Consider the following 22,537-nt stretch of genomic DNA (forward strand, 5'->3'; position numbering starts at 1 on the left):
TCGCGGCAAAAAACTAAAAGTCGAATTTATAATTTGCTCCGCCTAAAACCTGGAATCCCTGAACAGGATAATTTAACCATTTTTCGTAAGCCTGATTTCCGATATTATTTAATTTTAAGAAGAAAGTCAAACGATCGCTGAATTTATATCCCAAATGAGCATTCGCATCAAAATAACTTTTTAAAGAAACTACAGTTGGTTCTGTAGCTAAATCCAGGTTAGATTGCATGTCCTTACGTTCTCCCACATAAAAAACATTTAAACCAGCGTACCATTGTTTTGTAATATTTACATCCAGACTAGAACTTAACTTCATAGTTGGTAAATTCCATGCTTCTAACTGGCCATCTGTTTTATAACTATTGAAGGTTCCGTTGATTCCGAAAGTCACGTTTTCAGAGAAATCAGCTTTTAATTCTCCGTAAAAACGAAAAGTTCTGATGTCTTCATAAATAACTCCAAACGAGTTTCCGTAAGCATAATTTTGATTTGTAATATCTTCTGTATAATCATTGCTTTTAAACAAAGCTTTATCTTTTTCATTCAAATAAGACCCTGTCAAATTATAGCTTACATTATTTGCCAATTTACCTTTTAAACCTGCAAAAACATTGTATTGCGTACTTGATGGTCTCATGTTTAAAGTTGGTGACAAAAACGGATTTTCGGTAACAAAATCAGCATATGAATTTTGATTTAAACCACCATTTACTCCCGTGTAAAAAATCATTAAATCACCCACCAATTTATACGAAGCATTTACTTTTGGATAGATATAAAACTTGTTTCCGCTGTTTTCAGAATCTAATCCATAATATAATCCCGCTCCCAATTCTAAAGTCCAGTCATTTTCGTTCACAACAAAACTTGGTTCAACTCCAAAATTAGTAAGACTGTATTTTATAGGTTGTCCGCTATTTTGAAAATAATTATTCTCAAAACTTCCGCTTACGTGATCAATAATAACATTAGTGTTAATTGACTGATCCATAACATCAACTTTAAAAGTCGGTTTTACGTAAAATCGATTTTCTGAAGAAGAAAAACTATCCGAGAAATGTGTAAATCTCGTAGCAACTTTACTAAAAATTCCATCTGTAAAATCAATATTTCCTCCTAAAGAAATAGTATTATAGGAATGATTAGGATTAATTTTATCTATTAAAATAAAACGATCTTGTGGCAATAAAGTTGAGCCAAAATCGACCGGCAAACCATACCAATTGTAAACTTGATTTTGATATCCTAAATCAATATTCCATGACATATCGCGATTGTTTTGTCCGTAACCCACATTTAATGCTGTATCATAAAATTCATCATTCAAAAACACATCTTTAATTCCGCCTTGCGATGAGTGATGGCGAAACATTCCCGCAACATAATCGTTATTTCCCAAATCCTGTGTAACGAATAATTCAGCATTTAATGTACCATAATTTCCAACACCCAAAGTCGCATAATTATTAAATAAACGTTCTTGTTTTGATTTATCAACACCGGCTGCTTTTCCCTTTGATGGTGTAAATGTTGACGCTACAGGAACTGATAATATACTATATTTTATAGTTTCTTTTGCCTGATTCCCCGAGTCGTCCAACGATGGTGTTTCTTTTACTTTAAAAGCATCTGATATTGTTGGCGAATAAGGTTTTACCACATTTACAGTTTCAGTACCAATGGTTTCTTCTTTCTTTTGTGCAAACGAAAGCTGAAAAACAAACAGCAAAATCAAAATGATAGTTTTATTCTGGAAATTAATTTTCATATTTATTTTTTTTGAGAGTATAGAGATTTGAGAGTATAGAGAAAAGAATAAAGAAAATAGACTTTTGCCTACATCTTGATTCTTTCGACTCTTTGTTTTTTTTTATTTTTAAATCTATATTCTATTCTCTATGTTCTTTATTCTAAAATCTATTTTCTTTATTCTTTATTCTATATTCTTTATTAAACCTCCCACTCGCCTTTGGCAACAAATTGGGCATTCCCTCCTATTTTAATATCAAATTCGTTTTCGGTTAATTTTCCTTTAAAATGAATTTGCGACGGACGGTTGATATAATCTCCCTGATAATTGATTAATTCAAATTCAGGTTTATGATATTTTAAAAGAAAAGCCTGAAGACATGTACTTGCACTTCCTGTTGCTGCATCTTCAACTAACTGATTATGTTCAATACACAGCATTCTGCTGAACAGTTTCGAACCTTCCAAATAATAAAAATACAAACCTCTGTGTGTTGTTTTGCAATGCTTTTTCAGCCATTCATCTGTTTTATCTTTGTCTAAAACCAAATTTTCCAATGCTCTTTTACTGCTTAATCCAACCATGACAAAAGCACTTCCGGTTGTAACTTCCTGAATTGGAAACTGATTTTCGAAATCTTCTTTTTTCAGATTACTGAACGATGGGAAATCTTCTTTCGAAAAAACATCCCAGAATTTTGGCTGTGCCGCTTTTAGCCAAATCAAATCGTTTGACTGATGAATTGAAATGGGTCCAATCGGAACATTTAATGTTATACTTTCAGGAGAATTATCAAATATTTTATTGATCAAAACCCATGAAGTTCCAATGATCGGATGACCCGCAAACTGCATTTCCTGAGATGGTGTAAATATTTTAATTTCTGCCTTATTATTTTCTTTATCTAATTTGGTCACAAAAGTACTTTCGGCAAAATTAATTTCGCGCGCAATTTTTTGCATTTCTTCCGAACTTAAATTTCCGGTATCTAAAAAAACAGCCAATTGATTTCCGGCATATTTTTTATCTGTAAAAACATCAACTATATAAAAAGGTAAACTCATTTTTCTTAAAAGATTTTTAGAGAATAGAATATAGAGAATAGACTTTCCAATCTTTGCTCTTATATCTATTTTCTTTATTCTATTTTTCTTTGCTCTATTTTCTTGCTTCTATTCTCTTGTTTCTTACTTAGTAATCGACGAATTCGTTTTAGATTCTTCCAATTTGATCGCGCTTAATTCTCTTTTTGCTTCTTCAACTACATCCGGATAATCTGTAAAATTGTTTATTACGTTATCCAAAATATAAGTTGCCTGATAGCTATCTTTTAATCCGTAGAAGTTTTTCGCCATCAAGACTAAACTTTTTGCTCCGTAATATTTATAGCCAGAATAGTTTTTTGCTAGTTTTTGAACCGCAACATTCGATGCATCAAATTTGCCTTCTTTCGTTTTAAAATAAGCATCATAATACAACGCTTCTGCCGCTAATTCTCCTTTTGAAGTTGCTGATAATTTAGCGTAAGCTGCTTTTGCCTTGTCTTCGTCGCCGGTTTGCATTGCGGCACGAGCCACGATAATTTGCGCATCCGATTTTACATTGGCATCTGCTTTTGCATTCTGCAATACTTTATCAGCATAAATAACAGAATTGTCGTAATCTTTTTTGTCGTAATAACACTTCATCAAATTTGCCTGAGCAAAACTTTTATTTTGAGGATAGTCTGCTTCATTTTCTAAACGTACTAAAACCGGAATTGATTTATCACAATCTTTTGCTTTTAAGAAAATTTGAGATAATCTCGTCAATGCCTGTTCTGTAAATTCGTTTCTTGGCTGACCAATTACGTATTGATAATTAGCAACCGATTTTGTTTCTGAACCTTCTGCATAAAGCAATTGTGCCAAGTAAAAATTAGCTTCAAGAGCATGCATTCCTGATGGAAATTTGGTTACATATCCTGTAAAACCAACAATTGCCTGTTTGCTGTTGTTTTGACTGTACTGTTTGAAAGCACCTTCGTAAGTATCGTTATCCAAATCAACATCTGTTACGGCAACAAAGTCTAAAGTACGTACCCAGGTTGCGTATTCATCCACTTTTCCAGAATCTACATAGATTAATCTTGCTGTAGAAACTGCTTCTAAAGCTTCCGGAGTTTTTGGAAATTCTGCCGCTACTTTTTTGAATTTTATCAAAGCCTGTTCATCACGATCTGAATTGTAATAAATTAAACCTTGTCTTAAAATTGATTTTGAAGTAAATGAACCATTTTTATATTCAGAAATTAACTGATCGTAGGTTTTAATCGCCTGATCGTTCTTTTTGTCTGCTACATAAGTATTGGCCAATTCGAACAAAACATCATCACGATATTCTGATTTTTTATACATCTGAAGGAAATTATTCAACTCATCGATTTTCTTATCGTTTCTGGACATAAATCCGTATGAAATGGCTTTTTGAAACTGCGCATAATCTGCATCAACACCTTTCGCTTCAATTGCTTTTGCGTAAGCTTCCATCGCCTGACTGTACTTAGAAGTTACAAATCGGCAATCACCCAAACGTAAATAAGAATCGTTTAAGCGAACTTTATCTTGTTTTGAATTATCAATCTGCGCCTGAAATGAATTGGCTGCCTGATCGTATTCTTTCAATTTAAAATACGTGTATCCAATATTATAATTGATGTTTTTGTATTCGTCTGTAGTTTTAGCTCCTGATAAACCTGCAAACTGTTTATAGCTTATTAAAGCCGCCTGAAAATCGTCTTTAAGATATTCACATTCAGCTTTCCAAAAAGTTGCACGAGCTGTATATTCCGGATTTTTTTGTTCTTTGACAGCCCCATTAAACATCTTTAATGCTTCTGAATAATCTGATTCATTATATAATTCCAAACCTCTGTAAAAAAGCACTTTTTGGTACGCTAATTTATTCTCAGGTGTTCTGTTTTTCTCTAATAAAACCAAAGCTTCTTTGTAGTTTTTAGAAGAAATATAAGAGTCTACTAATAATTTTTCTACTTCGGCTTTGCTTGGATTATTTGGGTATTTTTTTAAGAAATCAAGTAAAATTCCCGGAACGGTTTGATAAGCATTCCCAATTTCATAACTTAATTTAGCGTAATTTAAAGCTGCATCTTCCTGAATTTGTGCGTTAAAATCCATTTCAGAAGCATTTTTAAAAGCATTTAAAGCTTCTTGCTTTTTGCCTGTATTTAAATACGCCAAACCTAAATGGTAATACGCATTTTGTGCCACGAAATCTTTTCCTTCAATAATTTTATTGAATTGAGAAATCGCTTTTTCATATTCTTTTTGTTCGTAATAAGCGTAACCTAATTGGTAGAAATCAGTATTATTCCATTTTCCTTTTCGGCCTGCGTATTGCTCTAAATACGGAATTGCTTTACCGTATTGTTTTAGGTTGAAATAACTTTCTCCAATAATTTTATTCAGTTCGGATTTTTCAAGTTCATTCGATTTACTCATAGCTGCCTGCCCCAAATCGATTGCTTTTTGAAAATTTCCTAATTTAAAATTCATATCTGCCTGAAAATATGAAAGTTTCTCTTTGTATTTTTCTTCGCCCGAAACTTCGTCGAAATATTTGGTAGCTTCTTTATAATCATCGCCTTCATAAGCCATAAAACCTAAATAGTATTTGGCTTGCGAACCAAATTCAGGTGAATTAACGACTTTATTAAAATAGGTTGTAGCTTCTTTTTTATTTTTAGCATTAAAATAGCTATATCCTTTCTGGAAATTAAATTTATCCTGATCAGATTTGCTCATATAACTTTCATCCACTCTGTCAAACCATTGCAGGGCTTTTGGGTAATTTCCCTGTTCGAAGAAAAAATGAGCAACCTCTATATATGCCTGATTTTGTTTGGTACTTGTTGGATAATCTGCAACGAATTTTTCCATCAATTCATCGGCATTTGCCTGATTGGTCCTAATGGCACAATTTGCGATATAATAAGCACAATCTGACTGAACTTCTTCAGTCGTCGCGTGGTTTTTTACATATTCAAAAATATGCTGTGCCGAAGCGTATTGTTTGTCATTATATAAAGCCAGTGCTTTGTCAAAATCCTTTAAATCGTAAGTATATATAGCTGATTTTTGTGCCGAAACTATGGTCGAAAAAAGGACAAATTGGAGTAAAAAGAACCAGGAAAGTTTACGCATTTTAATTATATTTAGTATTCAAATGTATCATATTATACCGTCTATAACGAAACGTTTCAGACTTTTATTATGAACAAAATTTTTAATAGTTGTTATTTTAAAGCTTGTGACGTCACAAAATATTGGTTTTCAAACTTTCTAAAATAAACATTTCTAAGGAATAAAAAAAGAACCTATTTGTAACTTCTTAAAAAACTGCATCTTTATTCTGTATTTTTTTGGGGAGCTTTAGATCAACTGTACTTTTATGCCTCAGGTTAGATTCTATTTCGTATCTTTATTTTATTGGGCCTTCATGACAAATGATTAAAATTTATTTTGAATCCAACCGTTATCTTCTTACTTTTACCATTAAAATTGAATTTATTATGTCACAAACCGTACTATCTCTTAAGGAAGTCACTATATATCAGGAAGGAAGAAAAATTTTATCTCATATCAATTTAGATGTTCAGCATGGCGAATTCATCTACATTATCGGAAAAACAGGTTCAGGAAAAAGTAGTTTCATGAAAACTTTGTATGGAGATTTGCCTTTAACGGAAGGTGAAGGTCATATTGTTGAATTTGATTTGGCAACTTTAAAAGAAAGTGAAATTCCGTATTTGAGACGTAAAATCGGAATCGTGTTTCAGGATTTCAAATTGCTTCCGGACCGTTCTGTAAAAGATAATATGCTTTTTGTTCTAAAAGCAACCGGCTGGACCGAAAAAGAAGCCATGGAACATAAAATTGATGAAGTTCTGGACAAGGTAGGAATGAAAGATTTTGTGAACAAAATGCCACACCAACTTTCTGGCGGTGAACAGCAGCGTGTTGCGATTGCAAGAGCTTTGCTTAACGATCCTGAATTTATCCTTGCCGATGAACCAACCGGAAACCTTGATCCTCAAACAAGTTCTGAAGTTCTTGAAGTGTTGAAAAAAATCAACGCAAACGGTAAAACGGTTATTATGGCAACACACGATTATGCCTTATTGATGAAGTTTCCATCTAAAACATTAAAATGCGAAGATGAGAGAATTTTTGAAGTGGTGCAACGTAGCGTATAAGATCAATTTAGTTTTTTTCTAAAATCAAAATATCCTGATAATCAGACAGAGAATTATTAACTTCTCTCTTTGACCAAGATCCGTATATTTTATTTTCTAATTTTAGTTGGCTTTTTGTAATCATTTGATTTAAATATTCTTCGCTAAACGCAATATTTGCTGAAGGAACTTTTTGATTCATGATTCTGTAACCACCTTTTTCGTAAGGAAAACAAAAACCTTTATTTTCTTTAGAAATATGTTGTTCGATATCTTCATTATATAGAAAAAATGTAGAAAGACATTTGCCGTTAGGTTTTAAAACTCTATGAATTTCATTTAAATAATTTTGAACTTCCAAAGGTTGCATATGCGTAAAAACTGAAAATAAAAAAACGGTATCAAATGAGTTATTTTCATATGGAAAAACAAAACTCTCTGCTTTTTGATCTGTTAAATAATATAAATCATTGTTTAACGGAATATGTTTAAATCTAAAATTCGGAAAGTCTTTTGTAATATGGTTTTTGCACCATGTAATTCCTTTTTTAACAACGTCAAAACCTTCATATCTCCCTTTATCAGACAAATATTGAGTTAAAGGAACGGCTGCTCTTCCGATACCACAACCAACATCAAGTACCGAATAATCTTGTTTTAAAAAAGCAAACTGTTTCAAAAGTTCTAAATGGTGTTTTCCCTGAGAAATAAAATCGCCGGAACCAATAAAAATATCCCCTTTCTTTGGAACATATTTATTTTTTCTTCCTTTTAAAAAATCTAAAAAATCAACAGGAGAATAAACTATTTTTCTAACAATAAGCCTTGATTTCGGTGAAATAGCATAATAAACGGACCTTAAATTCATCTTAGATTTATTAAATATTTAGAAAGTTAAAATGAATTTTTATTGAAAAATAAAATCGTTAAATAAAAAACATTTCCTTTACAAATATATTTCAAAAAAGATAATAATGCTTTCTATTTTAATTCCAGTTTATAATTATAATGTTTTACCGCTTGTAAATGAGTTAGTAAAACAATGTAGTTTTAACGGAATTGATTTTGAAATTCTATGTCAGGACGACGCATCAAACTCTTCTGAAAACATTTTAAACCAGGAAATTAATCTTCTTCCAAATTGTTCGTTTTTTGTAAATGAAACTAATTTGGGGCGAGGAAAAAATATTAATTCCCTTTCTCTAAAAGCAATTTACGATTGGTTGCTTATTTTAGATTGCGATACTTTTCCAGCTCAAAATGATTTTGTAAAAAAGTATATTGATGCTATTTCAAATTTGAAAAATAATATCCTTTTCGGAGGAATTATTTATGAAAATAAAAAACCGCAAAGCGACCAGCTTTTGCGCTGGGTTTATGGTAATAAAAGAGAAACGGTGACAATTTTGACTTCTAATTTAATAATTAAAAAAGAGGTTTTCATTCAATATCCTTTTGATGAATCCATTACAAAATATGGTTATGAAGATTTGCTTTTTTTCTCGGTTTTGAAAGCTAATAATTTTGAGATTTCAAAAATTGAAAATCCAACTTTTCATCTCAATTTAGAAACTTCAAAAGCATTTCTAAATAAAACAAAAATTGCTTTAGAAAACCTTGTGTTTCTTTATGATTCAAAAAAAATAAAGAAAGAAGAGAACAAAATTACAACTTCATTTGAATTTCTGAGAAAACTAAAATTAACGCAGTTTTCGGCTTTTCTTTTCAAGAAGAATCAAACCAGAATTGAACGGAATTTATTTTCAAAAAAACCTTCTTTGTTTTTGTTCGACCTTTATAAATTAGGTTATTATTGTACTTTAAAAAAATAATCCATGGCCTTTTCGATTGTTATTCCGTTGTACAACAAAGCCAATTATATTGAAAATACTTTAAAAAGTGTTCTCAATCAAACTTTTACTGATTATGAAATTATCATAATAAATGATGGTTCGACAGATGATAGCGTCACAAAAGTAAAAGAGTTTAACGACAGTTGCATACAGCTTTTTAACCAAAAAAATCAAGGCGCATCTGTAGCCCGAAATCTCGGAATTGAAAAAGCGAAATATGAACATATTGCTTTTTTGGATGCAGATGATTTGTGGATGACCAATCATTTAGAAATATTAGATTCCTTAATCCAAAATTTTCCTAACGCCGGAATTTTTGCCTCACGTTATGAATTAGTATTTAATAATGGAAAAAATGATATTCCAAATTTTAAAGGGATTTCCGCAGATTATGAAGGCATTATTCCAGATTATTTTGAAACCAGCCTGCCTTATCCTATTGCTACATCATCTTCAATTGTAATACCTAAAGGTGTATTTGAAAAAACTGGTTATTTTAAACCTTCTATATCAAGTGGGCAAGATGTTGATATGTGGATTCGAATTGCATCAAAATATCCTGTAGCGATAAGCAATAAGGTTACAGCATCTTACTTACATTATATTGAAGACAGTCTTTCAAAAACTCCAATATTAGACAAAAAATTAAACGATTTTAAGGATTATAAACAAGAAGAAGAAAGTAATCCAAGCCTAAAAAAATATCTTGATACTTACAGATTAGAATATGCCTTGCAATATAAAATTGCCGGGAATGACAAAAAATCGAAAGAATTATTTAAAAATATTTTAAAAGAAAATATTCCTTTTAAAACCAGATTAATATACTTTTTACCGAGGTTTGTTTTAATTTTTTTATTAAAAATAAAACAGTTTTTAAGAAAGAATGGTTTTAATTTTTCTATTTATAATTAGAATACTTTATAAACTCATCAAAGTCTCTAATATAATCGTCTTCAATATAAACTTCTGAAGCTACGACTAAACAAATTGAACCTGAAGAAAAATTTCGAAGTTCCCTCCAAATCCCCGAGTTAATCAATAAGCCTTCAAATGGTTTGTTTAAGGTAATGATTTGTTCTTCTTTTCCATCATTTAAGACAACATCAAAACTCCCGCTTAAAGCCACCAAAAATTGTTGAAGATTTTTATGAGCATGCCCACCACGCTCTGAACCTGTTGGCACATCATATAAATAATATACCCTTTTAATATCAAAAGGAATTGTGTCATTTTCTATCACAGAAAGATTTCCTCTTCGTTCTTCTATTTTTGGGATTGATATAATTTGAACTCCTTTATTGTTTGTTTTCATATTGCATTCTTTCAAATTTTTGATGTCCTTTTTTGGCACTTTTTAGGGCATTTTTGATATTTCTAAATTCTATTTTACGCTGCTTTAAGTCAAAAAATAATTTAATAAAGATCCAAAAAATATAGTTGTTTTTGAAAATTCTTGTAAATAATGCGCCTTGTATATAATATCTTTCAGGAATACTTTTTTTATCTGAAGAAGAAAGGTTCTCATGTTTTACAATGATTTGAGGTTCAAATAAAAGCTTCTTGTTTTTTTTCTTAAAATCAAACAGAAAAATAGCTTCTTCACCCATTTCGAAAACAGCTCCTAATCCAAAAGTTTCATCAAACTGAATTTTTTCTTGTTCAAGTATTGATTTATTTAGCGTTATCTCTATGGAGCTGACATTTAAAATATCAAAAGTATTCAAATCATTTTTAGAGTGAAGAGGATAATTCTTCATCAAATTTCCATCTGAATTTATAGCACAAAAATTTATTACAGCTGCATGTGGAAATCTATTGTAAGCGGTTATTATTTTGCTAAGAAATTCTTCCTGATATACTACGTCATCATCTGCTATTACAAGAATTTTTCCGATAACATTTTCAAAAGCTAAATTTCGACTTTTAGACAAACCTCTTTCAAACGAATTTACAACTCTGACATTTGAATAATCAGAAGTTAAAATTGTTTCGCTCGTAGTCTGATTAATAAGTAAGATTGTAAAATTAGAGAAATGCGAAAATGGAAACATCGGCAACAAAAAATCTAATGAATCTCTATTCATTGTAGAAATTAAAATTTCGACGTCGCTAATAGTATAGATCTTTTCCAAGTAATTTTTATGCTTAAACAAATGTAAAATTTTTTCTACTTAAATCATCTTTATTAGTGTGACCAAATTGTTTTACATTTACGACCTCTTTTAAATAATACGGTTTTATGCGGATTTTACTCATAGGAGAATATAGCCTTTTACATAATTCTTTAAAAAAAGGTTTAATCGAACTGGGACACGATGTTGTTTTGATAGGAAACAGCAATGGTTACAGATGCTATCCTGTTGATTATAACTATGAACCAAAGTTTTTTAAAAAAGAAATTTTTACTATTCTCAGAAAAGTGATTTATAGATTATTAAAATTTGATTTAGCAAGTTTAGAATCCGGAATACGTTTTTACATGTTTTTTCCGAAATTAAAAAATTATGACATCGTACAATTTGTTAACGAATCATCTATAAAAACAACAAGAAAATTTGAACTCTATTTAATAAAAAAAATAGTAAAAAAAAATAAGCGCTTTTTTTTATTATCCTGCGGTTTAGATTATATGACTCTTAAATTTTATACTGAAAATAAAGACTATAAATCTATTTATCAACCTTTTCTTGAAAGCTCAAAACCTTCAAAAGAATTCAATTGGTTTTCTGATTATTTACAAAAAGAACATGTTAAGATCCACCAATATATGATGAATACTTTTGACGGTTTGATTGCTACTGATTTTGATTATGTTGATGCCACGAAAAATTATCCTATTTTCTCTGGTTTTATTCCTTATCCTATTGATTTTACTAAGTTGGCATTTAAAGAATTAATTATTGAGGATAAGATAAATATCTTTTTAGGCATTAATAAATACAGCTACTATCAAAAGGGAATACCTTATTTTGAAAAGGTGTTACAAACTATAAAAGAGAAATATCAGGATAAGATAGAAATCACAATTACAAACACTGTTCCTTATCCTGTCTATATTGACTTATACAACAAATCTCATATTATTTTAGATCAGGCTTTTAGCCGTGACCAAGGTTATAATGCACTTGAGGCTATGGCAAAAGGAAAAGTGGTTTTTACTGGTGCTGAACAGGATTTTGTTGATCATTATAATTTAACGGAAAGAGTTTGCGTAAACGCCATTGCTGATGTCGACTATTTAGTAAATGAATTGTCATATTTAATAGAAAATCCGGATGAAATAATGGCAATAGGAAGACGGGCAAGAGCTTTTGTTGAGAAAGAGCATGATTACATTAAAATTGCTCAACATTATTTAGACGTATGGACTGGAAATTAAAAAGGAGAGTTTTAAAAACTCTCCTTTCATAGTCTATTTTTTTATAAACTTTACTGTATCATTATAATTGTCTCCGGTTACTTTTATAATATATAAACCTGAAGGCAAATTAGGTAAGTTTATAGTAACAAGATTCTCATTTGTAGTAGAATCATAAAACTTATTTCCTAAAACATTATAAATCTGGATATTGATTTCCTTTTTGCTTTCGTTTCCTAAACTTAGATCAAAAAATCCATTGTTAGGATTAGGATACAATCTAATACCATCACTATCAATTTTCCCTAATATATCTATTGCTTCTTCATCAGATGTTGATGTTTTTTTTGCAAAATTCCCTGAACAACCTTCAATATAGATTTTGGTAGTAGAGCCTGATATTGCGTTAAAGCCATTAGTTAAGGTAACCGAAGTTCCCGCGTGGTAAAATGCGCTTGCTCCATTATTGACAACATTTGAAGCTACTATTGTACCTGAAGCCTGTTTTTTATCTGTTCCTGAAACAACATTTGTAATAATTACAAGATTACTGACACATGGCGCAACTAAGACAGGAATTAATTGTGGCAAAAAATAATTCCCTATAGGTATTGCATTTCCATTCAAGGAAATATGATTTAAAATTACAGACGATTGCGAAAATGAATTCTGATTTTCAATTTTATGAAGATAGATATTTCTACTTAAATTACTTGAATTCGAACTTATAAGAATGTTATCATTTTTATCTCTTTGAATACTATTAAAATAAGCCGGAACCGAAGATCCATTGCCAAATTCTGAGAGGTTTCTTGCAGGAGTTGATAAACTTGTTAGATCTTTTACATAAATATTTCCATGTACAAAATATACTTTTTGAGAATCTGATGAAAAATCAAAATCTACACTTGCTCCTAAAGTTGATGCATTGTCTTCTACTAAAGTATAATTGCTAAAAACACCGGTTGTATTGTTAAAATCAAAAGTTCCGAAACGACTACTTGAAGTATTTTGGTTTGCATTCTGTATCGATTTATTTAATATTACCAACACTCCTAATTTTAAACCATTGGGAGAAAATTTAATAATACCTGATGTTTTCGTTTGAAAAATATCACTGTAATTACTATACTGAAAACCAATGCTGTTATTTATTTCACTTTCTACGGGTATCGGATTAAAACCACTGGTTGTTATTTTATAACTCAATAATCTAACCCCAGTGGGAGAAGCCCTTTGTCCAATTAAAAAATAGCCATCATTAGTGCTGTTTTTCACGCAAGTTAAAGGTCTAAATGTAAAATCATATTGTAAATCGCCACTACTATCTTTTAAAATATTGTAATAATGGGTGGGAGCAATATTTGGATTTATAATTTTACCTAATGGATATTGTGTATCATTAAAATCAACGATATAGTAAGTATAAGAATAGCCAGTACTAGTACCTGTGCCAATAAAAACGCCATTACAAGTTGTAAAAACAAAAAACTGTTTATTATTACCCGGATGAGGAACTATTACTACTGGTTGAGATTGAGTAAATCCCTGTAAAACACCAATTGTATTATTCGAACCTGAATTCATAACCATCTCCTGATGATTTTTGTTATAAACCTTTAATCCATCTGTATAAAACAATAAATTTCCATAATCATCACTAATCGATGCATTACCATATTGTCCTGAATTTGAAATAGTCGATACAGTAGCAGGATTTGTACTAAAGTTCAAATCGGCTTTACCTAATTGCCAATGATTGTTAATGTCCTGTCCAAAAAAAGTGGTTGTTGTAAATAGCAATAACCCGATATAAAAATATATCTTTTTCATAATTTAATTATTTTAAATGATTTATTAAACTATGCTTATTTTTTTTGAGCCAATAATATTTTTACCTGAGCTTTTAGTTCTTCAATCTCACTGTTTTGTTTGGTTAATTCTTTGTTTTGTTGAATTAAATACAGCGTTAGTTCTTCAATTTTTTCTTGTTGAATTTTTGCCATTTCACCAAGTTCAAGACCGTTTTGTGTAATTTCTTTTGCTGATGGTACATTTTGTAAATGACCATTTTTTGCAATATAATTTTCAACTTCTTTTAAACTAGGTAAAGCATAATTTGGATTAAAAACATAATCCGCCCATGTATTATAAACTTTTACTTCTTCTGCTCTGACTTTTCCTTTTACTGAAAGTCTATAAGTTGTTGAGCCATCTGTAAAACTTGAGGTTCCAATACATAGATTAGTATCTATAAAAACATCGTGATCAAATTTTGATGTTCCAGTCTTTACCCAAAAATTATGTGCAACTGGCCAAACTGCTCTACCGCCAACCGTTAAATAAGATCCTGATTTAGGTAAATCAAAAAAAACATTTGTTCCATCGTCGAATATATCAACAAAAGCTGTTTGAGTTTTATCACTTAACCTAAAAAAACTCGATCCATTTGCTATTGCAGTATGTCTAAGTCTATTTGCATCCTGTCTATCTTCTATAGCTAGCATAGTTGTTGCATTTGGTGAAATATTGGACGGAGGTACATCATAAAAAGTTAATAATCTAGCACCATTTGTTGATGTTGAATTTTCTCTTAGAGTTCCAATATTTAATAATCTACTCTTATCATAACCATCACCTTCATTCAAAAAAGTATAAGTAGTACTGATGGCCGGAAATCCTGCAATTTCTAATTTAGCTTTTGGGTTGGTAACGCCTATTCCTACGTTTGTATTTGTACTTGGATTATTAGCTAGTATACTGGCCGCCCCTCCTGTACCTGTGCTAATTTGTGCACTAGAAGTGAATGCAATTAGAAAAAAAGCTGCTGAATAGATTTTTTGGGTAATTTTTCTCATGTGATTTCTTATTATGTTAAATTAATTCTTTCAAATTTAACATAATTAAGAACTAAAACATTATTTTTATTGTTAAGAAATTTATTAATAATAACTGTCTTATTTAGAACAGTTGTATTAACATTTTTCATCACTTAAACCATTGTGGTGTTCATAGTATTGTTGATACATTTCGCAAAAACACTCCAAATAAATATATTAAAAAAACGACATCCAATCTCTCTAATCCATAAATAAGCCTATACCAAAAGTCTGGATTTAACTTATTTATAGTTTCTAAGCAACATAAAAATGTGCAAAATCAGAGAAATTTGCGAAACTTTCATTTACACTCTTCAGAGAGAGGGTTTAATGTGAAAATTTAAACAAATTATCTCATTATCAAATAAATATATAAAACACCTAAAGTCAATAAAATATTCATATAATAAATAAATAATGTTTCTATTTTACTTGATATTTTAAATATAAGGTTGTAAATCATTAGAAAAATAAAATTAAAGAAAATCATATTACCAAGATAACTAAACGCTCTTAAGAAAAAAGCATTCATATCTATAATAGGGCGTGATGTTTCATTTATGTTTAACATTTTTTCTAATCCATAACCATAACCAAAAATAAAATACTTATCATTATTTTGATATAGATAAAAAAGATTTACAAAAAGAATGAGTAAACAAAATACTAAAGCTTTTTTATCGCTAATTAATTGGCGCAGAAAATAACTTGCCTTTTTCATAAAAATATAGTTTATTATCATTTACAAAACCTGATGTATAGATTTTAGTTGTAGAAACTCCTGTAAGTTTAAAATTATAACCTTTCATACCATTTAAAGTCTGTGGCTTAATAGTTAATTTAGCATCAGTTCCAACTCCTGCCATTCTTCCTGCAAATGTTCTCTCTAATTGTAAACTGCCATTAGAAGACATTGTTGCCTTATCAAGAATAAGTCCGATTTTAGAATTTAAAAAGTCTAAATCACCACCATCAATATAATCTCCGGGCTTCATACCTTTCATTAATTTACCCATCATAGTTTCGGAAGAATCTCCTTTTTTTATTCCTAAAGATTCTTTAGTAACTTTCCTTCCTTGTTGGTCATATTCATCATCAAACATACTGTCATCCCCTATTTTATGCAACGCGTGATTCAGCCCAGATACCACAAGTCCAGTAGTCGCCCCTTGCCAAAAATTACCGCCTGTCAACGCTGCACCAGCTCCACCCGAAACCGTACCAAAAGCTATCATGCCTAAATCACCAGTTCCCGCACCAAGGCCTGCATGTTTTGTTATTGACATTGTATAATTACCATTATCTGTAATGGTATCTCCTCCGCTCCAAGCGCTAGCTGCAATGCTGCTTAATGCTCCAGCCGCAAAACCGCTCCAGAATTTACCCCCACTTATGGCTGTCATCGTGCCTTGAAAAGTTCCATGCGCTGCGGCACTAAAAGCCGCTTGTGAATAAAAATTGGTAAATAAACTACCTGCTGCACTTCCAATACCAAAAGTTACCGCTGAACTTGCCGCACCAATTAATGCTGACTTAATCAAGCCTCCTGTTGTAAAAGGAACATCTGCCAATAATGCTGTCAAAGTATAACTTGTAATTGCAATAGCAACACCAATACCTACTGCTATCAAAAGCTCATATGCTTCACCACTAGGATCGGTATACATTAACGGATTGTTTAGTACATAAGAATACCTATTGTAATTTTGCGTATTCTCTGGTTGCTGTATAAAATTATCCGGCATTAAAAAAGAACGTAAAACAGGATCATATAAACGGCCATTCATGTGTATGAGTCCAACTTCTGCTAAATGTTCATGGCTGGTATAACCCCGATCCAACATCATCAATGCTGCTCCTGTACCATTGGTTGGTAAAGTTACTGCGACACCATTTTTTTGTAATTTAGCCAGATTACCCCAAGCGTCAAATTGTCTTCTTTCAACCGCTGCTCCGGTATTGTCAGATATTGCGATAATGCTTCCTAAATAATCACGATGAAGATAATATTTTTTATCTGTAATAGTACCTGTAGCAATCGTTTTTGTTTTTTCTACATATAAAACTGCTCCATAAGCATCATCCCCTACATAGGTACGCATTGTAATTTCTGTAGGCGTAGTAATAATCTCTACAGTACCATCATCTGTATAATTCTTGGTTTTAGTATAAACGCCAGTTTCTCCTGGAGTTGGTACGTGATAACCATATTTCATGGACTGTCTTGACAAATGTGAATTGTATGTAAATGTTGTACTGCCTTTATCACTTTCATTTATGGATATTGGATTTTTAAACATATTATACGTCACAAGTTGTTTAGGCAATTCATTATAATAAGATACACCTTCCGTCGTAAGTGTAATTTCTTTCTTTTGATATATACCCGTATTTAAATTCGCATTATAAGTTACTGTTCCTAATTTATTATTATTAGTTATCCTTCCCTTATTATCATACGTATTAGAATCTACGATACCTGTTAAAGGATTTGTCCAGTTGGTTAATCGATCTAAATTATCGTAAGTAAAAGTTTCTGATGTTCCTAAAGCCACATTTTGGCGATTATTCAATGTTCCTTTTATGGCATTAAAACTATAAGTATTATCCAAAATGTTTATGGTGTTTTTAGAATGTTTTTGAGACGTATAATATCCATGTACATCATATGCATTTGTTATAACTATCCCATTACCCAACGTTTCAGTTAAGGATTGCATTTTTTCGTTTGCTGTATTGAGTTGCCATAAAAGTGCATCATTGCCATCAGTCATTCTTTCCATTATACCATTATATGTATTGTAAACATTTTTAGTTATAACAGAATTACTTAAACCCGAGTTAAGATCTTGTGTTGCATTAGTTGCTGAAAGTGGTCTTCCGTAGTTATCATATGTAATAGTCTTGGTTTGTGTAAAAATGGAATTTGTCTCGGTATTAGTTACAACTCTATGTAAGTCATCGTAAGTATAACCGAAAGTATCTATTAATGCACCCATTCCGTTTTTGCTGGTTTCATTCGTAAGTTGAGCAAAAGAATTATAGACATAATCTGTTTCAATATCAGCTCCTTCTCCAGACAGTTTTCTTTTTGTTACCTTACCAAAATCATCATAGGTAGTATCTGTCTTTCCTTTAGGGGTAGTTTCTGTAATTAACTGACCAAATGCATCATAACTATAGGTATAAGTGCCTGCATTAGGATCAGTCGTTGCCGTTTTATTTCCCCAGCCATCAATTGTAATAGTTACTTTATGTCCTTCATAATTTGATTCTTTTATTTGTCCATTAGCAAAATAAGTAAAACTTATCGCTCCTCCCGGATCAGTTGTCTGAATTTTATTTCCTAAAGCATCAACTATTGCAGTTGTTGTTTTTCCATCATCTGTACTTGTAGTCGTTAAACCTGAATAAGATAAAGTTTGTATTCTTCCTGTTGGCTGCGTTATTTTTGTTGGCCTCATCAGGTAATCATATTCATATTCAATCCATCTGTTTGGTGAAGAAAAATAAGGTTCGCTTTCTTTTGTTTTTCTTCCTAAACCATCGTAAACAATTTGTTTCGATATTGTCGAATTTATTGCTAAACCTTTTGTAGTTGTAATGACTGGTCTACCTAATACATCATATTGTATAATACTTTTTGTATTATCACCAACAGTATTTTGGCTTGTTTTAGTATAACCACCATCTGATAATTTAGTATATGTAATAGTTGTTTCTAACGGTACTGCCGACATTCCGGTAGTTTTACTTTTGGTCAATTTACCCCAATTATCAAAAGTAAAATCACTTATTACCCCTAAATAATTAGTAGATTGTGTGACTTGACCAAGTGTATTATAAACAAAATTGTTTACGAATCCCTGATGGTCTGTCTTTTTAATAACAAAACGCTTAGTAGCATCATATTCGTCTATTATTTTTCTTGCAGCTGGAGACGGTGATGCATTAGGTGCAGAAACCTGCTTCGTTAACAAATTCCCAACCGCATCGTATGTCATTTCTTCGATGATCGCATAGGTGTTATGTCCTTTTTTTTCTGTTCTTGTTAAATTGGTTCCTGTGTAAGTATAATTTTCTTCAGATGTTCTTGTATCACCAGAATATATGCTGGTTGAAGTATTTACCTTCTTAGGCCTGCCAATATAATATGTGCTTCCTGTTCCGGAGGGGTTATTATCATATTCAGTATCTACCGTCGTCGTCCCTTGTACTGTTGAGCCATTATATTTTTTAGTAACATTTCTTGTTTCCAGCCCATAATAACTTGGACTATTTGCAGCACCATCATAAGAAAAAACAGTCTCCGTTTTAACTCCGGACAAATGATCAATAATAGTTTGGTTAGTTAGCAAAACATTAAAAACGCTATTATTTGAAACAGGAGCATTACTTCCTCCCTGAGCAGCAGTTGGAGTGGCTATAAATTTGGTGTTATTAGTCGCGCTTACAATAAATCCCGGTTTCAAAATTATTTCTGGTGCCTGATAATTAACAGCTATATCATTGTTTATGTTTGATGAAGCTGTTATAGAAGTATTTGCTTTATAGGTTTGGCCTGCAGTTACGGGTTCAGTAATGGTAATAATATCCTGAATAGCGTTGGGTGAAACGGCATCGCCTCCACCTTTAGTATTTGTTCCGAAAAAATTAGTTTTAGTACTTATTAAATTCGTTGGTGTTGTGTCGAAAACGGTCGAGCCAATTGTACTTGTCCAAGTAATTGTATTCGCTCCCCTAAGATTAACATCATTATGCTGGGTTGTCCATATTTTGGCATCTGCTTCTGACAAATACCAACTGCTTCTTGAAGTTCTAGTAAAACCAACTGTTCCATAATTAAAATTTGAAACATATCCATAGTATCTGAAATCCTGAAATTTTGAAATACCATTTATTGTAGCAGTAAGTTTAGATACTAAATAACTTGTTGAATTTTTGATAATCTCGATATTCGGATAGCTGACAGCATTTGCTGAAGAATAAAAATCGGTATTACTATTTCCTAAAATTCCATTAGTTGGTTCCATTGACTTATAGTCAATAAATTGTTTAATTTTACCATTAGATTCGGATACCGATTTTAATCGATTATCTGTATCGAAATTTTTATTGAATTGATAGTATTCAATTTTGGTACTATGCCCCCTTACAATTACTAAATCTGTATTGGCTCCGTTGTATTTATAATTAGAAACCAATGGAATAGGAATTTCGGGAGAATCTGAATAAAATTCAGAAGGGCCTACAATTGGTAAAATATGATCATTATTTGAATCATATGTCTGTGGAAATCCCGATGCTCCTACTTTACCAATATTATTGGTAAAAGCAGTTACTCGCCATTTTGTATCATGATCATTGATTGTCCATTCTGGTTTATAATACTTTCTCCAAACACGTACTAAATCAGATTTTCCATCTTTATTAATATCAATTGCATAATAGTTACTTATGTGAACTTGGGTTTTATAAGGATCACTTTCCTTGCTAGTATCAGGACGATATTCTACAATGGTCTGTGTTTCTTTAATAAAGAATGATCCTCCTGCAGGATTAGGGTTACTATAATATATATGCCATACATTCTGCCCTTCACCGCCTTCAGAATCAGGTAGCATTATATCTGTTTTTCCATCACCATTATAATCTCCTAATAGCATTTGTTTAGTTGTGGAAAATTTATCTAATATTCCTTCTCCTATCTTAACAGCTTCATGCCAAGGCGCCTGATTCAACTGTTTTATTTCCCAAATAATATAATTACCATTAGGCATAATAACTAATAAATCTGACTTACTATCTCCATTCATATCAGTAAAAAAAACTGAGTCGTCTGAATATACACTGACTGGATAAGTAAGAGTAAAATTACCTTTTGATTGGTCCTCGCCAGAAGAGCTTGGATTCAAATCAACTAACCTTACTCCCAATGGATGAGGGAGATCATGATAATTTCCTAGATGATCCGTATAGCCATATGCATTATTGTTAAAATACCAGTATAAATAATAACTTTCATCTTCATCATATGGAGGTGGTGTTATCCTCAATTCAAATCGTTCTGCGTCATTAGAAAGTATTAAAGCGTCTGAAATTCCATCCCCGTTATAATCTCCCTCGAGAAATTTGTTTGTTTTAGGTCTTGCTAAAGGTTCTATTGGCACTACCCCATTCCAGATCGTATTAATCTTTGTTATACTATTATCAAAAAACACAGTCTTAAAAATACTACCAAAAGCAACATTGCCCTGAATATCATGACTTTTAAATTGTATTTTATCAATAGACTCAACAGGCTCAACAATTGATTGATACTGATTTAATTTATTGTTTTTTAGGAGTGTAGCTGAAAACACTTTATATGGTTTTACAATTGGAAGATTTATTGGTGTATCACCAGAGTTCGTCCTAAATAAATTTGTGAAAATTTTACCGCCAGCGACAAAATCAAGTTGGCCATCTCCATCAAAATCACCAGCCGCATCTGCTTCACTAAAATCTAAATTATTTGTATATTCTTTAACTGTTCTGGTTGTACTAACCAATGTATTATTGTATTCAAAAATAACAGGATTTGATTCTTCATTCGCAGCATTAATTTCCTTTATATTTTCTACTCTTTCATAACCTGATTCATCGGTTGTATGTGTTAATTTATAGGTTCTAAAAATTGCATTACTAGCAAATACCTGTATATTTTTTAATGTCTGATTTGCGTATATTACCCCTCCTTTCAAATAATCTCTTTCTACTCTTTTTGAAGCTTCATAGTTAAAAACTATTTTATTTTGAGCAGCAATTCCCGCTGTCATATTTCCACTAAAAATTATATTATCAATATAAAGCTGATTAGTACTACTATAAGTGATAATTTTATAATTATAGTCAATAAAATTCCCATCTACATCCTCAAACCTTACAATATACCAAGAATTGACAGAAACTGAATTTTGTAAACTTCCTGTTCCTTTTGAACCATACCAACTTCTTGATCCGTCTGGTCCGGTTACAACAAAATAAGTAGCAGTACCTTCAATTTTTAATTCAATTTTAGTATTACTTTTATATTCCGTTTCATAAGTAGAACCATTAGCCCAATAAGTACCAGTCTTTATTAGTAATCGCTGACCATCTAAGGATAATTTATCATTATCATCAAAATCGACACCATCTACAAATCCATCAATGTCACGTCTTGTAGCTATACGACTTATAGCAGAGATACTATTAATACTCCAGCCTTGTCCTGCTATACCTCCTCTAGCACCACTATTATAAGTAAGATTAATTACAGGTGCAACGTTTTTTATACTAGGCGGTATTGCTATTGGTAAATTATAAACAGCACTTCCAGAAGCAGATATTTGTAAATCTCCTTTGGTATCTGTGAAATTTTGAGAAAAAGAAAAATGAGTTACTAAAATAAAAATGAAAAGGTAAAATTGTTTCATATAA

Annotated in this window: 14 protein-coding genes; 4 read left to right on the top strand and 10 right to left on the bottom strand. The window is 31.3% G+C overall.

The window, feature by feature from the left end:
* Positions 1-13: 13 nt before the first annotated feature.
* From RT99_RS19260 to RT99_RS19270, 3 genes are all read right to left on the bottom strand, one after another.
* The gene (locus tag RT99_RS19260; protein ID WP_042566373.1) at positions 14-1,768 is read right to left on the bottom strand and encodes a TonB-dependent receptor; all 1,755 of its coding nucleotides are present in this window, start codon (positions 1,766-1,768) and stop codon (positions 14-16) included.
* 182 nt (positions 1,769-1,950) lie between these two features.
* On the bottom strand, positions 1,951-2,814 hold the full coding sequence (locus RT99_RS19265; RefSeq protein WP_042566374.1) for a PhzF family phenazine biosynthesis protein: 864 nt from the start codon (positions 2,812-2,814) through the stop codon (positions 1,951-1,953).
* Positions 2,815-2,937: 123 nt separating this feature from the next.
* Positions 2,938-5,952, bottom strand: coding sequence for a tetratricopeptide repeat protein (locus RT99_RS19270; RefSeq protein WP_042566375.1), 3,015 nt, complete (start codon positions 5,950-5,952; stop codon positions 2,938-2,940).
* Between the two features lie 368 nt (positions 5,953-6,320).
* Between RT99_RS19270 and RT99_RS19275 the strand changes: the two genes are divergently transcribed.
* Positions 6,321-7,004 carry a cell division ATP-binding protein FtsE gene (locus tag RT99_RS19275; RefSeq protein WP_042566438.1) on the top strand — a complete coding sequence of 228 codons (684 nt, stop codon included), beginning with the start codon at positions 6,321-6,323 and terminating at the stop codon, positions 7,002-7,004.
* 7 nt (positions 7,005-7,011) lie between these two features.
* Here the strand turns inward: RT99_RS19275 and RT99_RS19280 are convergent, their stop codons facing one another.
* Positions 7,012-7,851: a class I SAM-dependent methyltransferase gene (locus RT99_RS19280; RefSeq protein ID WP_052483728.1), complete on the bottom strand. Its 840-nt coding sequence runs from the start codon at positions 7,849-7,851 to the stop codon at positions 7,012-7,014.
* A gap of 106 nt (positions 7,852-7,957) precedes the next feature.
* On the opposite strand from RT99_RS19280, the gene RT99_RS19285 reads away from it, so the two are divergent.
* Together RT99_RS19285 and RT99_RS19290 are read left to right on the top strand one after the other, a co-directional pair.
* Positions 7,958-8,815 carry a glycosyltransferase gene (locus tag RT99_RS19285; protein WP_042566376.1) on the top strand — a complete coding sequence of 286 codons (858 nt, stop codon included), beginning with the start codon at positions 7,958-7,960 and terminating at the stop codon, positions 8,813-8,815.
* Positions 8,816-8,818: 3 nt separating this feature from the next.
* Entirely contained in the window at positions 8,819-9,751 is a 933-nt protein-coding gene (locus RT99_RS19290) for a glycosyltransferase family 2 protein (RefSeq protein WP_042566377.1), read from the top strand.
* Here the strand turns inward: RT99_RS19290 and RT99_RS19295 are convergent.
* Together RT99_RS19295 and RT99_RS19300 are read right to left on the bottom strand one after the other, a co-directional pair.
* Entirely contained in the window at positions 9,738-10,151 is a 414-nt protein-coding gene (locus RT99_RS19295) for an FdtA/QdtA family cupin domain-containing protein (protein ID WP_042566378.1), read from the bottom strand. The two genes, RT99_RS19290 and RT99_RS19295, sit on opposite strands and share 14 nt — an antisense overlap.
* Positions 10,135-10,971, bottom strand: coding sequence for a glycosyltransferase (locus RT99_RS19300; protein WP_052483729.1), 837 nt, complete (start codon positions 10,969-10,971; stop codon positions 10,135-10,137). Before RT99_RS19300 ends, RT99_RS19295 begins: the two co-directional genes overlap by 17 nt.
* 107 nt (positions 10,972-11,078) lie before the next feature.
* Here RT99_RS19300 and RT99_RS19305 point away from each other — a divergent pair, with 107 nt between their 5' ends.
* The gene (locus tag RT99_RS19305) at positions 11,079-12,218 is read left to right on the top strand and encodes a glycosyltransferase (RefSeq protein ID WP_042566379.1); all 1,140 of its coding nucleotides are present in this window, start codon (positions 11,079-11,081) and stop codon (positions 12,216-12,218) included.
* A gap of 33 nt (positions 12,219-12,251) precedes the next feature.
* Here RT99_RS19305 and RT99_RS19310 read toward each other — a convergent pair whose 3' ends face one another.
* The 4 genes from RT99_RS19310 to RT99_RS19325 form a co-directional block, all read right to left on the bottom strand.
* A complete protein-coding gene (locus RT99_RS19310) occupies positions 12,252-14,030 on the bottom strand; it encodes a T9SS type A sorting domain-containing protein (RefSeq protein ID WP_042566380.1) in 1,779 nt (592 codons plus the stop codon).
* Positions 14,031-14,065: 35 nt separating this feature from the next.
* Positions 14,066-15,055, bottom strand: a complete 990-nt coding sequence (locus RT99_RS24815) for a hypothetical protein (RefSeq protein WP_052483730.1) — start codon at positions 15,053-15,055, stop codon at positions 14,066-14,068.
* A 370-nt stretch (positions 15,056-15,425) separates the two neighbouring features.
* Entirely contained in the window at positions 15,426-15,797 is a 372-nt protein-coding gene (locus RT99_RS19320) for a hypothetical protein (RefSeq protein WP_042566381.1), read from the bottom strand.
* On the bottom strand, positions 15,760-22,533 hold the full coding sequence (locus tag RT99_RS19325; protein WP_042566382.1) for an RHS repeat-associated core domain-containing protein: 6,774 nt from the start codon (positions 22,531-22,533) through the stop codon (positions 15,760-15,762). Before RT99_RS19325 ends, RT99_RS19320 begins: the two co-directional genes overlap by 38 nt.
* Between the last annotated feature and the right edge of the window lie 4 nt (positions 22,534-22,537).

The sequence above is a fragment of the Flavobacterium sp. MEB061 genome (genome assembly GCF_000834715.1).
Classification (GTDB): Bacteria; Bacteroidota; Bacteroidia; order Flavobacteriales; family Flavobacteriaceae; genus Flavobacterium; species Flavobacterium pectinovorum.